The 15,767-nt window shown below is 60.4% G+C and carries 13 protein-coding genes; 12 read left to right on the top strand and 1 reads right to left on the bottom strand.

Annotated elements, in window-relative coordinates:
• Positions 1 to 16: 16 nt before the first annotated feature.
• The 5 genes from purU (at position 17) to J4E53_RS02915 (ending at position 7,422) form a co-directional block, all read left to right on the top strand.
• Positions 17 to 883 (top strand): formyltetrahydrofolate deformylase, encoded by an 867-nt coding sequence (gene purU / locus J4E53_RS02935; RefSeq protein ID WP_060742967.1) that lies wholly within the window; start codon positions 17 to 19, stop codon positions 881 to 883.
• A gap of 39 nt (positions 884 to 922) precedes the next feature.
• Positions 923 to 2,290 carry an NAD(P)-binding domain-containing protein gene (locus J4E53_RS02930; RefSeq protein WP_103307839.1) on the top strand — a complete coding sequence of 456 codons (1,368 nt, stop codon included), beginning with the start codon at positions 923 to 925 and terminating at the stop codon, positions 2,288 to 2,290.
• Positions 2,291 to 2,305: 15 nt separating this feature from the next.
• Entirely contained in the window at positions 2,306 to 4,648 is a 2,343-nt protein-coding gene (locus J4E53_RS02925) for a DUF1989 domain-containing protein (RefSeq protein WP_103307840.1), read from the top strand.
• 75 nt (positions 4,649 to 4,723) lie between these two features.
• Positions 4,724 to 6,403, top strand: coding sequence for an APC family permease (locus J4E53_RS02920; protein ID WP_103307841.1), 1,680 nt, complete (start codon positions 4,724 to 4,726; stop codon positions 6,401 to 6,403).
• A 95-nt stretch (positions 6,404 to 6,498) separates the two neighbouring features.
• Positions 6,499 to 7,422 (top strand): bifunctional 5,10-methylenetetrahydrofolate dehydrogenase/5,10-methenyltetrahydrofolate cyclohydrolase, encoded by a 924-nt coding sequence (locus tag J4E53_RS02915; RefSeq protein ID WP_177431664.1) that lies wholly within the window; start codon positions 6,499 to 6,501, stop codon positions 7,420 to 7,422.
• Between the two features lie 53 nt (positions 7,423 to 7,475).
• On the opposite strand, the gene J4E53_RS02910 is transcribed toward J4E53_RS02915, so the two are convergent.
• Complete coding sequence (locus J4E53_RS02910; protein ID WP_103307843.1) at positions 7,476 to 8,801, bottom strand: ammonium transporter; 1,326 nt, start codon at positions 8,799 to 8,801, stop codon at positions 7,476 to 7,478.
• A gap of 587 nt (positions 8,802 to 9,388) precedes the next feature.
• On the opposite strand from J4E53_RS02910, the gene J4E53_RS02905 reads away from it, so the two are divergent.
• The 7 genes from J4E53_RS02905 to cyoE all read left to right on the top strand — a co-directional run bounded on the left by J4E53_RS02905 (position 9,389) and on the right by cyoE (position 15,519).
• Positions 9,389 to 9,898, top strand: a complete 510-nt coding sequence (locus J4E53_RS02905) for a disulfide bond formation protein B (RefSeq protein ID WP_060740730.1) — start codon at positions 9,389 to 9,391, stop codon at positions 9,896 to 9,898.
• A 93-nt stretch (positions 9,899 to 9,991) separates the two neighbouring features.
• Complete coding sequence (locus J4E53_RS02900; RefSeq protein WP_146042604.1) at positions 9,992 to 10,339, top strand: hypothetical protein; 348 nt, start codon at positions 9,992 to 9,994, stop codon at positions 10,337 to 10,339.
• A gap of 333 nt (positions 10,340 to 10,672) precedes the next feature.
• Entirely contained in the window at positions 10,673 to 11,620 is a 948-nt protein-coding gene (gene cyoA, locus J4E53_RS02895) for a ubiquinol oxidase subunit II (protein WP_103308307.1), read from the top strand.
• A 3-nt stretch (positions 11,621 to 11,623) separates the two neighbouring features.
• Positions 11,624 to 13,654 carry a cytochrome o ubiquinol oxidase subunit I gene (gene cyoB / locus J4E53_RS02890; RefSeq protein WP_103308306.1) on the top strand — a complete coding sequence of 677 codons (2,031 nt, stop codon included), beginning with the start codon at positions 11,624 to 11,626 and terminating at the stop codon, positions 13,652 to 13,654.
• 3 nt (positions 13,655 to 13,657) lie between these two features.
• Positions 13,658 to 14,284 (top strand): cytochrome o ubiquinol oxidase subunit III, encoded by a 627-nt coding sequence (locus J4E53_RS02885; protein ID WP_103308305.1) that lies wholly within the window; start codon positions 13,658 to 13,660, stop codon positions 14,282 to 14,284.
• Positions 14,285 to 14,620, top strand: coding sequence for a cytochrome o ubiquinol oxidase subunit IV (gene cyoD / locus J4E53_RS02880; protein WP_014340102.1), 336 nt, complete (start codon positions 14,285 to 14,287; stop codon positions 14,618 to 14,620).
• A gap of 11 nt (positions 14,621 to 14,631) precedes the next feature.
• Positions 14,632 to 15,519, top strand: a complete 888-nt coding sequence (cyoE, locus tag J4E53_RS02875) for a heme o synthase (RefSeq protein ID WP_003178131.1) — start codon at positions 14,632 to 14,634, stop codon at positions 15,517 to 15,519.
• Positions 15,520 to 15,767: the final 248 nt, after the last annotated feature.

The raw sequence follows: 15,767 nt of genomic DNA, 5'->3' as shown, positions 1-15,767 counted from the left end.
ATCCAAGGGACCTTCGATGGACACTTCCAGCGAACATTACATTCTCAAGATCAATTGCCCGGCAGCGTCCGGCATCGTTGCCGCGATCACCACCTGCCTGGCCGGACAGCAGTGCTACATCAGCGAGCTGGCGCAATTCGACGACGAGTTCACCGGGCAGTTTTTCATGCGCGCGGTGTTTCGTTTCAACACCGGCGTAACCGGCGATGTCGACGCTCTACGCAAAGGTCTGGGCAACCTGGCCGGCGGCTTCGACATGCAGTGGCAGCTGTTCTGCAGCAGTCAACCGACCCGGGTGCTGCTGATGGTCAGCAAGTTCGACCACTGCCTGACTGACCTGCTGTACCGCCACCGCAAAGGCGAGATGGACATGCACATCACCGCAGTGGTCTCCAACCACCTGGACCTGCGAGCCATGGCCGAACGCGAAGGCATTCGCTTCATCTACCTGCCGATCACCAAGGACAGCAAGGCCAGCCAGGAAGCCGAGTTGATGCGCATCGTCGAGGACACTCAGACCGATCTGGTGGTGCTCGCCCGCTACATGCAGATTCTGTCCGACGGCCTGTGTCAGCAGCTGTCCGGCCGGGCCATCAACATCCATCACTCGTTCCTGCCCGGTTTCAAGGGCGCCAAGCCCTATCACCAGGCCTACGACCGTGGCGTGAAGTTGATCGGCGCCACCGCCCACTACGTCACCAGCGACCTCGACGAGGGCCCCATCATCGAGCAGGAAATCCAGCGCGTCGACCACACCCACCTGCCTGATTCGCTGGTTGCCATCGGCCGCGACACCGAAACCGTCGCCCTTTCCAAAGCCCTGAAATACCACCTGGAACACCGGGTATTCATCAACCAGGACAAGACGGTGATTTTTCGCTGAGCGAGCCTTTTTTCCGAATCACAGCCACGAGAAACGACCATGACCACACGTGTAGCAATCATCGGCGCCGGCCCTTGCGGCATGGCTCAACTGCGGGCATTTCAATCGGCCAGGGACCAGGGAACGCCCATCCCGGAACTGGTCTGCTATGAAAAACAGCAAGACTGGGGCGGCATGTGGAATTACACCTGGCGCACCGGTCTGGATGAAAACGGCGAGCCGGTGCACGGCAGCATGTACCGCTACTTGTGGTCGAACGGCCCGAAGGAATGCCTGGAGTTCGCCGACTACACCTTCGAAGAACATTTTGGCCGTCCCATCGGCTCCTACCCGCCACGGGAGGTGCTCTGGGACTACATCAAGGGCCGCGTAGAAAAAGCCGGGGTTCGCGACTACATCCGTTTCAACAACGTGGTGCGCCAGGTCACCTTTGACGAAGAGACTCGCCGCTTCACAGTGGTCGCCCACGACCATGGCAGCGATACCCAGACCTCGGAAGAGTTCGACTATGTGATCAACGCCTGCGGGCACTTTTCGACGCCGATGATGCCGTACTTCCCCGGATTCGAGCAGTTCGGCGGGCGCATCCTGCACGCCCATGATTTCCGCGATGCGCTGGAATTCAAGGGCAAGGATCTGCTGATCGTCGGCAGCAGCTATTCTGCCGAAGACATCGGCTCCCAGTGCTACAAATATGGCGCCCGCAGCATCACCAGTTGCTACCGCACCGCCCCCATGGGCTATGACTGGCCGGCCAATTGGGAAGAAAAACCGCTGCTTCAGCGCCTGGAAAAAAATCGCGCGTACTTTATCGACGGCACCCACAAGCACATCGATGCGGTGATCCTGTGCACCGGCTACAAACATCACTTCCCCTTCCTGCCGGACGAACTGCGCCTCAAGACCGACAACCGGCTATGGCCGATGAACCTGTACAAGGGCATTTTCTGGGAGCCCAACCCGCAGCTGATCTACCTCGGCATGCAGGACCAGTGGTACTCGTTCAACATGTTCGACGCCCAGGCGTGGTACGCCCGCGACGTGATCCTGCAACGCATCGCCCTACCCGACCAGGCACAAAGGGCCGCCGATAGTCAGCAATGGCATGCCCGTGAACAGCAGCTTGAAACCAACCAGCAGATGTTCGAATACCAGGGCGCCTATATCCAGCAACTGGTGGACGCCACCGACTACCCGAACTTCGATATCGCCGCGGTCAACGACACCTTCCTGCACTGGAAGCACGACAAGGCCCACAACATCATGGGTTACCGCGACAAGTCCTACCGATCGCTGATGACTGGTACCCAGTCGCCACCCCACCACACGCCCTGGCTGCATGCCCTTGACGACTCCATGGCGGCGTACCTCGCTGAACCGCCGATGTCCGTCAAGTCGATCGGTTGACCCGGGAGCCTCACCATGAACGCACCTCGTGTTTCCAGCCCGCGGGAGCCCGGACTCTTTGCCCGGGCCCCGGCCCTGGAGCGCTATCGGGTGGCCGCTGGCGGCCTGACCCTTGTCGCGCTACAGCCCGGCGACAGCCTGCAAGTGATCGATCTCGAAGGCCGGCAACCTTGCGAATTGTTGGCCGTGGACAGGCTCGGTCGCAGCGCCTTGGCAGCCTGGGCACTGAGCGGCTCGACGGCCTGCGGATTTATCGGCGCACGGCTCACCGAACCGACCTTGCAGGCTCGGCGCATCTGCCAGGCGTTGAGCCGACGCGGGATTGACCCGCAACACCTGCCCAGCGCCGCGTCACTCTGGGACGAGGACAACCCCGCCGACTTCAGCCGCCACTTCGTCGCCAGCGATGAGCTACTGGTGATCATCGCGGCGCCCGCCGGACCGACCGCCGTTGACCGGCAATACCGGCCTAGCGAACTCAGGTCATGGGTGACACGGGCCAATCCCTCGCCCCTGCTACTCCCCGCGCTGCCAGAACCGTTGGGCGAATTAATTGACGAGTTCACCATTGGCGCCGGCACCGCCCACAGTTACACCGTCGCCAAAGGGCAGTACGTGCAGGTGCTGGACGTCGCCGGCCGCCAGTGCTCGGACTTCGTCGCCCTGGACCGGAGGGCACTGGATCGCGGCCAGGAACTGGACCTGGACCAGACCGTGACCCGCACCCTGAACGGCAGCGCCTACCCGGCACCGGGGCTGTTCTCGAAGTTTTTCGACCGACAGATGCAGCCGATGCTGGAGGTGGTGCGTGACACCGTCGGCCGCCACGATTCCTTCGCCCTGGCCTGCGCCGCGCGCTATTACGAGAGCCATGGCTACTTCGGGCACGACAACTGCAGCGACAACCTCAACCGAGTGCTCGCGCCCCATGGGGTCAAGGCCCGTAATGGCTGGCCGGCGATCAATTTCTTTTTCAATACCGGGATCGACGCCCACCAGCAGATGACGTTGGACGAGCCCTGGTCGCGTCCCGGCGATTACGTGCTGCTGCGGGCCATGACCGATCTGCTGTGTGGCAGCACCTCGTGCCCGGATGACATCGACCCGGCCAACGGCTGGAACCCGACCGATATCCATGTCCGCATCTACAGCGAAAAGGAGCGTTTTTCCATCGCCATGAGCACTCGAACGACGGCCGATGCCGACCCGATTCTGACCCGTGAGTCCGCGTTCCACTCACGCACCAGCGCCTTGACCGGCAGCTTTACCGACTACCGCAATTGGTGGCTGCCGCTGCGCTACGACGGCTATGGCGCCATCGAGGAATACCTCGGTTGCCGCGAACGTGTCGCAGTGATGGACCTGACCGCCCTGCGCAAATTCGAAATCATCGGCCCCGACGCCGAAGCCCTGCTGCAGTACTGCCTGACCCGGGATGTGCGGCGCCTGGCGGTCGGTCAAGTGGTGTACTCGGCGATGTGCCACGAACACGGCGGCATGCTCGACGACGGCACCCTGCTGCGCCTGGGCCCGGACAATTTCCGCTGGATCTGCGGCGAGGATTACGCCGGGGTCTGGCTACGCGAGCAGGCGCAAAAGCTCGGCATGAAGGTCTGGGTCAAATCCGCCAGCGAGCAGATTCACAACCTGGCCGTCCAGGGCCCGATGAGTCGTGAACTGCTCAAACAGATGGTCTGGACCCCACCGACCCAACCGAGCCTGGAGACCCTGGGCTGGTTCCGTTTCCTGGTGGGCCGCCTGGACGGTTACGACGGCTGCCCGCTGATGATCTCGCGCACCGGCTACACCGGCGAGTTGGGCTACGAAGTCTGGTGCCAGCCCGAGGATGCCGAGCAGGTCTGGGACCGGATCTGGCAACTGGGCCAACCCTTGGGCCTGGTGCCGCTGGGCTTGGAAGCGTTGGACATGCTGCGCATCGAAGCCGGGCTGATTTTCGCCGGCTACGAGTTCAACGACCAGACCGATCCGTTCGAGGCCGGTATCGGCTTTTCCGTGCCGCTGAAAAGCAAAACCGACGATTTCATCGGCCGGGATGCGCTGTTGCGGCGCAGCGCCCATCCCGCTCACAAACTGGTGGGCCTGCAACTGAGCGGCAATGAAGGCGCCCACCACGGCGACCCGGTGTACCGCGGCCGAGCCCAGGTCGGGGTCATCACCAGTGCCTGCCGCTCGCCGCTGCTGGCCAGCAATATCGCGCTGTGCCGGGTCGACGTGGCCTGCGCCGACGTCGGCACGACGCTTGAGATCGGCAAAGTCGATGGCCTTCAGAAGCGCATCAGCGCCACGGTCACCGCAGCGATTTTCTACGACCCGGACAAGAGCCGGGTACGCAGTTGATCGATCACACGAGCCTGTGCGTCACCCGACCTTGACTGCCCCACTACCACTCTACTCAGACATGGGAATACGAAGATGGAAGCGACTACGTTCGAGGCCGTACCGCAGGCCGCCAGCTCAGTGGGCAGCTTGCACCGCAAGATCGATTGGCGCGGGGCGTTCTGGGTCGCCAGTGGCGTGCCCGCGCTGGTGCTGTTCTCTATCGGAGCGATTGCCGCCACCGTAGGCAAACCGGCCTGGATCGTCTGGATCGTGTCGATCCTGTTCGGGTTCATCCAGGCCTTCACCTATGCCGAAATCGCCGGGCTGTTCCCGCACAAATCCGGTGGTGCCTCGGTCTATGGCGCGGTCGCCTGGGTGCGCTACAGCAAGCTGATCGCACCGGTCTCGGTGTGGTGCAACTGGCTGGCCTGGTCGCCGGTGCTGTCGATCGGTTCAGGGCTGGCAGCCGGTTACATCCTCACCGCGCTGTTTCCCGCTGATGCGCTGATCAACACCTGGCAACTGACCCTGCTTGACCTGGGCTGGATCAAGAGTGGCCTGTCGCTGCGGATCAACGCGACGTTCGCCATCGGCCTGTTGATTTTACTGACGGTGTTCGCCGTGCAGCATGGCGGTATCTTGCGCTCGGCACGCCTGACCCTGGTGCTTGGCGTGACCTCGCTGATTCCACTGTTGCTGGTGGGTGTGGTGCCGTTGTTCACCGGGGATTCAGCCCAAGCCAACTTCCTGCCCCTGTACCCGCTGGCCCATGATGCGGCCGGGCAAGTGATCGACGGGCCTTGGGATATTTCCGGATGGTCATTGATGGCCGGAGGCCTGTTCATGGCCGCGTGGTCCACTTACGGCTTCGAAACCGCAGTGTGCTATACCCGGGAATTCAAGGACCCCAAGCGTGACACCTTCAAGGCCATTTTTTACGCCGGCCTGCTGTGCATTCTGGTGTTCACCCTGGTGCCCCTGGCGTTTCAAGGCAGCCTGGGACTCGGGCAACTGGTGACCCCGGCGGTGCTCGATGCCAGCGGCGCGGTGGTTACACCGGCGGTCTACAGCGGACTGTTGTCGCCGGCGATCTACAGCGGCATGGGCGTCGGCCAGGTGATGGCGGACAGCATCGGCGGCGGCAAACTGGTCGCCAACATCGTGCTGATCATGCTGGTCCTGGCCACCCTGCTGGCGATCATGACTTCGATGTCCGGCTCGTCGCGCACCTTATATCAAGCGTCGGTGGATGGCTGGCTGCCGAAGTACCTGGGCCGCACCAATGAACATGGCGCGCCCACCGCCGCGATGTGGACCGACCTGTCGTTCAACCTGCTGCTGTTGCTGATGTCCGACTATGTCTTCGTGCTCGCCGCGTCCAACGTCAGCTACATCATCTTCAACTTCCTCAACCTCAATGCCGGCTGGATCCATCGCCTGGACCGTCCCGACTGGATACGCCCGTACAAGGCCCCGACCGTGCTGTTGGTCGCGGGTGGCGTACTGAGTTTCGTCAACCTGGCGTGTATGGGGCTGGGCGCCGATATCTGGGGCGCCGGCACCCTGTTGACCGGCCTGTTGCTGGCGTTGTTGATTCTTCCGGTGTTCTGCTTCCGCCACTATGTGCAGGACAAGGGACGCTTCCCCGAGACCATGCTCAGCGATCTGTACATTCAGACCGATGCCGGTCAAAAACGCGCCGGCTGGTTGCCTTATGCCACGCTGATCGCGGGCGTACTGGTGGTGTACGGTTGCCATCAACTGGTAGCCTGAGCGCCCTTGCCAGCGGGTCTCTGACGGATCATCGGGGCGCAACGACGCCTCGATGATCACTTCGCCCCCTATCAATCAAGACCACGGTGACTCTTTTGATCAGCACCCCCCCTGCACTTGCCCGTGTTATCGACGGCAAAGCCATCTCTGTCCAGGTTCTCGACGAAGTTCGAGAAGAGGTTCTGCTCTTGGCCGGACAGCAGATTTACCCCGCCCTGGCCGTGCTGCTCGTTGGTGAAGACCCGGCCAGCGAGGTCTATGTGCGCAATAAATTACTGCGGGCCAAGGACGTCGGGATCCGCTCCCTTGAATACCGTCTGCCGGAAACCGCCAGCCAGGTGCAAATACTGGAACTGATTGCGCAGCTCAATGCCGATACCACGGTGAACGGCATCCTGGTGCAGCTGCCATTGCCGGTCCATGTCGACGAAGGAGCGGTGATCCATGCCATTGCTCCGATCAAGGACGTGGACGGTTTTCATCGCGAAAACGTTGGCGGCCTGGTGCAAGGCATCGACGTCCTGACACCCTGCACACCCAGTGGCTGCATGCGCCTGCTGCACGAAACCTGTGGTGATGTGAGCGGCTTGCACGCCGTGGTCGTCGGGCGTTCGAACATCGTCGGCAAACCCATGGCGACCTTGCTGCTGCAGGCTCACTGTTCGGTCAGCGTGGTGCACTCACGCAGCGTCGATGCCCCGGCGTTGTGTCGACTGGCCGATATCGTCGTCGCGGCAGTGGGCCGTCCTGGGCTGATCGATGCCAGTTGGCTCAAGCCTGGAGCGGTGGTGATCGATGTCGGAATCAATCGTGTTACTGACGAATCCGGCAGCCATCTGGTGGGCGATGTCGACTACGCCAGTGCGCGCACCGTCGCCCGTGCGATCACGCCGGTTCCGGGAGGTGTGGGGCCCATGACCATTGCTTATCTGCTGAAGAACACCCTGATCGCCAGTCAATTGCAGCGTGCGGCCCAGGCCCGTGAGCAGAAATCCGCCAGCCATCTGGCTGAGATTTGAGCACCACGAAAACGGCCCACTCGAAGGTGGGCCGTGTCGTTGAACAGTAACGATCAGTGGTTGTAGGCACGCTCATTGTGCTCGGCCAGGTCCAGTCCCATCTCCTCCACCGACTCATCGGCGCGCAAGCCGATCACCGCGTTGATGACCTTGAGAATGATCCAACTGATGGCGAAGCAGTACACCGTCGTCAGCAACACGCCCTTGATCTGCGCCACGACCTGAGCGCCCATGCTCACGCCTTCCACCAACCCGCCCAGGGACGGCACGCAGAACACGCCGGTCAACACCGCGCCAATCATTCCGCCGATACCGTGCAAGCCGAACACGTCAAGGCTGTCGTCATACCCGAAGCGGCGCTTCAGCACCGTGACGCTCAAGTAGCAGAACACCCCGCACAGCAGACCGATGGCCAACGCGCCGCCGACGCCCACATACGCACACGCCGGAGTAATGCCGACCAAACCGGCCAAGGCACCGCTGGCCAGGCCCAAAGCACTCGGCTTGCCGACCTTGAACCACTCGGTGAACATCCAGCCGAGAACCCCGGCGCAGGCACCCAGTTGCGTATTGAGCATGACAATGCCCGAAGTGCCATTGAGACCGCCACCGGAACCGATGTTGAAGCCGAACCAGCCCACCCAGAGCATCGCCGCGCCGGCCATGGTCAGGCTCAGGTTGTGGGCTGGCATCGGCGTGTTCTGATAGCCCTTGCGCTTGCCGAGAATCAGGCACGCCGCCAATGCAGCGACGCCGGCATTGATATGCACCGCAGTGCCACCGGCAAAATCGAGAACGCCCCAGTTATGCATCAAAGCGCCCGCACCACCCCAAACCATATGCGCCACTGGGGCATACACCAGGGTGAACCACAACGCCATGAACCACAGCGCTGCCGAGAACTTCATGCGCTCGGCGAATGCACCGGCAATCAGCGCCGGGGTGATGATCGCGAAGGTCATCTGGAAGGTCACGAACACGCCTTCCGGGATGTCGCCGACCAGGCTTTCCGGGGTCATGCCCGCCAGAAACGCCCGGTTCAAACCACCGACGAAACTGTTGAACGTCACCTGCCCCTCAATCATGCCGGTGCTGTCGACCACCATGCTGTAGCCATAGATCACCCACAGCACGCCGACCAGGCCGGCGATGCCGAAGCACTGGGTAAACAGCGAGAGCATGTTTTTCGCCCGCACCAGACCGCCGTAAAACAAGGCGAGACCCGGTAGACACATAAACAGCACCAGCACCGCGGCAGTAACCATCCAGGCGGTGCTGCCGGTGTTCAAGGTGGGGGCGTCGGCTGCCTGGGCGAGCGGCGCGAGCGCGCTGGCCGCCAATAAGCCAAGAAGGGATTTGCCGAGAAGACGATTGACCATGTTCAAAGCTCCTGCGAAGAAAGGTGGGTGTCGGGCAGCGAGCAATAAAGAATGAGATACGGGCCTTTTCGGCCTCTCGAATATAAATGCCATGGACAGGACTTGTGGGAGCAAGCCTGCTCGCGATAGCGGTGGGTCAACTTGCATCGGTTTTGACTGTGCCACCTTCATCGCGAGCAAGCTCGCTCCCACAAGGGATTTGTGGCGTGCGCAATGTAAGTGAACGCCCCGAAAAATTGTGGGAGCGAGCTTGCTCGCGATGAAGGTGGCACAGTCAAAACCGATGCAAGCTGACCCACCGCTATCGCGAGCAAGCTCGCTCCCACAAGGGATTAGCGGCGGACACAACGCCTGTGAGCACCGCAAAAAACTGTGGGAGCAAGCCTGCTCGCGATAGCGGCAGCAGCCCCATCCCTGTCCAACCGCCAGAATTAATCCCCGCTTAACCTTCTTGCGGTCTATTCCCTCCAATGTCGACGCTCGCTGCTCGTTCACTGTCATGGTCAGCGTGTAGACTTCGGTACATCCGATCGCGCGCCGGGTGTCGCGAGGCTGCGCGTCGATCCATGTAGACAAAGGGAAACGCAATGAGTGAGGAAATGATGCGGCTAGGCCGTGAGCGGCGCTATCTGGTGTTGCTGGGGCTGATCTGCCTGGCGCTGATCGGCGGCGCGCTGTACATGCAGGTGGCCCTCGGCGAGGCACCGTGCCCGCTGTGTATCTTGCAACGCTATGCGCTGTTGCTGATCGCAATCTTCGCCTTCATCGGCGCCGCCATGCGCACCCGCCGCAGCCTGACGATCTTCGAAGGCCTGGTGGTGCTCTGTGCCCTGGCCGGTGCCGGTGTGGCAGGGCATCACGTGTACACCCAGTTCTTCCCCGCGGTCAGTTGCGGCATCGACGTATTGCAACCGATTGTCGATGACCTGCCGCTGGCGAAGATCTTCCCGCTGGGTTTCCAGGTCGATGGCTTTTGCTCCACGCCCTACCCACCGATCCTGGGCCTGTCCCTGGCGCAATGGGCGCTGGTGGCCTTCGTGTTGACGGTGGTGCTGGTGCCGTTGCTGGTGTCGCGTAACCGCAAACCGCTTCGCTGAAACGCCTCGATGAAACGCCCCGGTTCTCTCCTGGAGAGCCGGGGCGTTTTACGTTTCACGCTCAAGACGGAGCGTCCTTGATCCGAGGCAAGAATGACCTGCGGCAATGTGCGACACGTTGTCACATATCTTGCGGCGCTCAGCCTTTGCGAGAGAGATAACGCACGCTTTCCTGTAACAAAAAAATGTCTGGTTTCGCAACTGGCGTATCGCCTGCAGCAGGCATTTTTAACAGCGACGCGTCAGGCGCCGAAGGCCCCGAAAACTGGGCGCTTGTCGGGCAAAAAACCTCTTGATGATCCTCTCGAGCTGTCTAAATCGGGCGTAGTAGACCTACGTTTTTTGGGGTTCTTGTTGAGAATGAATTTCGATAACATGCTGGCCCGTTGCAATATCGGCAAGAGATTGTTGCCGGATCGGATAAAAATTATTTCGGGATGAGACATGGTCTACAGCGCGTCACCTCACTACAATCGCCCGCACCGATTTTCCGACCCGGCTCAGGCTTGAGCATGAGAGTGGTCGAAGGGCGCCAGCGCCCCATGCGACCCCAGGTGTCGGTGCCTCCAACTACCCGCACCAAATGGAATTGGGCTTGAACTAGGCCTTTTGACCAACGAATAAGAACTCACTGCTGGCCCGGGATGTGTCGAACAGCCGCTGACGTTCGATGGGCAGCCCTTATTCAATCCAAGAAATGCCAACCCTTGGCAGGGTGAAGTGTTGGCGATCAAAACCCAACTGCATTGCGCAAGCTGCTTTAGAGGTCGTGAGATGAGTAAAAACAGGTACCCCCGATTACTAGGCTTGTTGCCGCTGCTCGGCACGTTGCTGCTGGGAGGCTGCAACATGACCTTGCTCGATCCCAAGGGCCAGGTCGGCCTGGATGAACGAAACCTGATCATCACCGCCACACTGCTGATGTTGCTGGTCGTCGTGCCGGTCATCGTCATGACCTTCCTGTTCGCCTGGAAGTACCGCGCAACCAACACCAAGGCCACCTACACGCCGAAATGGTCGCATTCGACCAAGATCGAAGTGGCGGTGTGGACGATTCCAGTGCTGATCATCATTGCCCTGGGTTACATCACCTACAAGTCGACCCACGCCCTGGACCCGTATCGTCCGCTGGATTCGGACGTCAAGCCGATCACCATTGAAGTGGTTTCGATGGACTGGAAATGGCTGTTCATCTATCCGGAACAAGGCATCGCCACCGTCAACAAGATCGTGTTCCCGGCCCACACGCCGATCAACTTCAAGGTCACCTCCGACACCGTGATGAACTCGTTTTTCATCCCGGGCCTGGGCGGCCAGATCTACGCGATGGCGGGCATGCAGACCAAGCTGCACCTGATCGCCAACCAGAACGCCGAACTCGACGGTATCTCCGCCAACTACAGCGGCGCGGGTTTCACCGGCATGAAGTTCAAAGCGACCGCCACCACCCAGGAAGAATTCGACGCCTGGGTCAACGATGTGAAGAAGGCACCTAAACAGCTTGAAAAAGCTGAATACGAAGCCCTTTCCAAGCCGAGCCAGAACAACCCAGTCGAACTCTACTCGTCAGTCACGCCGAACCTGTTCCAGACCATCATCGACAAGTATGAAGGGATGAATCCGGGCAAGCCGATGCACCACGAGAAGAACGAGAAGGAAGTGGCTCACAACATGGAAGGGATGGACATGAGCTCGCATTCAGCTGCCGGGGCAGAGGAGTAAACGATGTTTGGTAAATTAAGTTGGGAAGCGATCCCGTTCCACGAGCCGATTGTCATGGTGACCCTCGCCATCATCGCGCTCGGTGGTCTGGCATTGTTTGCAGGCATCACTTACTTCAAGAAGTGGACCTACCTGTGGACCGAGTGGCTGACATCGGTCGACCACAAGAAAATCGGCGTGATGTACATCATCGTCGCCATGATCATGCTGCTGCGCGGTTTTGCCGACGCCATCATGATGCGTACCCAGTTGGCCATGGCCACCGAGGGTTCGCCTGGCTACCTGCCGCCTGAACACTATGACCAGATCTTCACCGCCCACGGTGTGATCATGATCATCTTCATGGCGATGCCGTTCTTCACCGGCCTGATGAACCTTGCAGTGCCGCTGCAGATCGGCGCCCGTGACGTGGCCTATCCGTTCCTGAACTCCCTGAGCTTCTGGCTGCTGGTGTCCGGCGTGGTGCTGATCAACCTGTCCCTGGGCGTTGGCGAATTCGCCAAGACCGGCTGGGTGGCCTATCCGCCGCTGTCGGGCTTGCAATACAGTCCGGGCGTGGGGATGGATTACTACATCTGGGCGCTACAGCTTTCCGGATTGGGTACGACGCTGACGGGGGTCAACTTCCTCGCCACCGTACTGAAGATGCGTACGCCAGGCATGAAGCTGATGGACATGCCGATCTTCACCTGGACCTGCACCTGGGCCAACGTCCTGATCGTCGCTTCCTTCCCGATCCTGACCGCTACCCTGGCTTTGCTGACGCTTGACCGCTACATGGATTTCCACATTTTCACCAATGAACTGGGTGGAAATCCGATGATGTACGTCAACCTGTTCTGGGCCTGGGGTCACCCCGAGGTGTACATCCTGATCCTGCCGGCGTTCGGGATTTTCTCCGAAGTCATCTCGACCTTCTCCGGCAAGAAGCTGTTTGGCCACCACTCGATGATCTACGCTTCCGGCGCGATCTCGGTACTGGGCTTCATGGTCTGGCTGCACCACTTCTTCACCATGGGTTCGGGTGCCAGCGTCAACGCCTTCTTCGGCCTGGCGACGATGCTGATCTCGATCCCGACGGGTGTGAAGCTGTTCAACTGGCTGTTCACCATCTACCAAGGCCGCCTGCGTTTCACCAGCCACGTGCTGTGGACGCTGGGCTTCATGGTGACCTTCGCCATCGGCGGCATGACCGGTGTACTGCTGGCCATTCCGGGTGCTGACTTCGTCCTGCACAACAGCCTGTTCGTGATCGCGCATTTCCATAACGTGATCATCGGCGGCGCCGTGTTCGGCTACATCGCCGGCTTTGCGTTCTACTTCCCGAAAGCGTTTGGCTTCAAGCTGCACGAAGGTTGGGGCAAGGCTGCGTTCTGGTTCTGGATCTCCGGCTTCTTTGTCGCGTTCATGCCGCTCTATGCACTGGGCTTCATGGGTATGACCCGTCGCCTGAACGCCACCACCAACCCTGAGTGGGTGCCGTACCTGTACGTCGCCATGTTCGGTGCGGTGATGATCGCTGTCGGCATCGCCTGCCAGTTGATCCAGTTGTATGTCAGCGTGCGCGACCGCAACAAGCCAGAGAACATGTGCGAACACGGCGACCCGTGGAATGCCCATACCCTGGAATGGTCGACCTCTTCGCCACCGCCGTTCTACAACTTTGCCGTACTGCCAAAAGCAGACGTCATCGACCCGTTCACCGAAGCCAAGGAAGCCGGCACCGCGTACCAGGCTCCGACCAAGTACGAGCCGATCCACATGCCTAACAACACCGCCACCGGTGTGGTCATGGGCGCGCTGTTGACCGTGTTCGGTTTCGCGATGATCTGGCACATCTGGTGGCTGGCCATCGCCAGCCTGGTCGGCACCGTGGTGTATTTCGTGATCCATGCCGCCCGTGACGATCAGGGCTACATGGTGCCGGTGGATGTCATCGAACGCATCGAAGCCGAGCAGCACAAGCGCCTGGTAGCGGCCGGGAAAGTTCCCGCCACCGCCACCCGTGTTGAAACCTCGTTGGAACAGGCTTAAACCATGTCGAACTTAGTGACCAATGTTGGACACGCCCATGGTCATGACCATGGGCACGATGACCATCACCACGACTCGGGCGAGATGACCGTATTCGGTTTCTGGCTCTACCTGATGACCGACTGCATTCTGTTTGCGTCGATCTTCGCGGTATACGCGGTGCTGGTTAACAACGTCGCCGGTGGCCCGTCGGGCCACGACATCTTCGAACTGCCGTACGTACTGGGCGAAACCGCTCTGCTGCTGTTCAGCTCGATCACCTACGGCTTCGCCATGCTGGCGTTGTTCAAGGGCAAGAAAAACCAGGTCCTGGGCTGGCTGGCCATGACCTTCCTGTTCGGTGCCGGCTTTATTGCCATGGAGATCAACGAGTTCCACATCCTGATCGCCGAAGGCTACGGTCCTAGCCGCAGTGGCTTCCTGTCCGGGTTCTTCACCCTGGTCGGCACCCACGGTCTGCACGTGACCAGCGGCCTGATCTGGATGGCGATCATGATGTATCAGGTCCAGAAAAACGGCCTGACCGCCACCAACAAGACGCGCCTGAGCTGCCTGAGCCTGTTCTGGCACTTCCTGGACGTGGTGTGGATCTGCGTATTCACCGTTGTTTATCTGATGGGGACCTTGTAAATGGCTAACGCACATTCCCATGATGGCCATGACGCCGGCCACGGCAGCGTCAAGTCCTACGCCATCGGTTTCATCCTGTCGGTGATCCTGACCGTCATCCCGTTCGGCCTGGTGATGTACCCGTCGCTGCCCAAGAGCCTGACCCTGTGGATCATCCTGATCTTCGCCGTGGTCCAGGTATTGGTGCACCTGGTGTACTTCCTGCACCTGGACCGCTCCGCCGCCCAACGTAACAACGTGGTCGCGTTTGTCTTTGCCGCGATCGTGATTGTCCTGCTGGTTGGCCTGTCGTTGTGGATCATGTTCAGCATCCACACCAACATGATGGCGCACTGAGGAAAGTCCGGATGTCCCTGAAGCACTTTATCCAAATCACCAAGCCGGGGATCATTTTCGGTAACGTGCTTTCTGTGGCAGGCGGGTTTTTCCTGGCCTCGAAAGGGCATGTCGATCTGGCCATCTTCCTGGCGGCGATGATCGGCACTTCCCTGGTGGTGGCGTCCGGTTGCGTGTTCAACAACTGCATCGACCGCGACATCGACATCAAGATGGAACGCACCAAGAATCGGGCGCTGGTCCAAGGCCTGATTCCGGTGCAACTGGCCCTGGCATTCGCCACGGTGCTGGGTGTGGCCGGGGTGGCGCTGCTGTATTGGGTCGCCAATCCGTTGGCGGCGTTGTTCGCGGTGATCGGTTTTGTCATCTACGTCGGCCTCTACAGCCTGTACCTCAAGCGCAAGTCGGTCCACGGCACGCTGGTGGGCAGCCTGTCGGGGGCGATGCCGCCGGTGATCGGCTACGTGGCGGTGAGCAACAGCTTCGACATGGCGGCGCTGACGCTGCTGGTGATGTTCAGCCTGTGGCAGATGCCGCATTCCTACGCCATCGCGATCTTCCGCTTCAACGACTACCTGGCGGCCTCGATTCCGGTGCTGCCGGTCAAGCGCGGTATCCGCGTGGCCAAGAAGCACATCCTGCTCTACATCCTGGCCTTCCTGGTGGCGACCTTGATGCTGACCTTCAGCGGCTACGCCGGCATGAGCTACCTCGCCGTCGCCGCCGCCATGGGCATGTACTGGCTGTACATGGCCTGGACCGGCTACAAGGCGGTGGATGACACGGTCTGGGCACGCAAGCTGTTCGTGTTCTCGATCTTCACCATCACCGCCCTGAGCGTCATGATGTCCCTGGACTTCAAAGTGCCGAGTGAGCTGCTGCTGACGTACGCGCCTTAAGCTTCAAATGCTGCAAAAAAAGCCCCGCCTTCGAGAGAAGCGCGGGGTTTTTTCATGGACGTTGCCCTGGCTGCCGATGTTCCTGTGGGAGCGAGCTTGCTCGCGATAGCGGTGGTTCAGCCTGCATGAGTGCTGAATATGACGGCCTCATCGCGAGCAAGCTCGCTCCCACAAGGGTTGCGGAGTATCTGTTATTGCCTTATGAATGCTGGTCGGTTTTGGATGTTCGCTATCTCTGATAAGCAAGG

The sequence above is a fragment of the Pseudomonas sp. FW305-28 genome, assembly GCF_017351395.1.
Lineage (GTDB): Bacteria > Pseudomonadota > Gammaproteobacteria > Pseudomonadales > Pseudomonadaceae > Aquipseudomonas > Aquipseudomonas fluorescens_AA.
The sequence above is the reverse complement of the archived record's forward strand: the minus strand, read 5'-3'. Positions and strand labels throughout refer to the sequence as shown.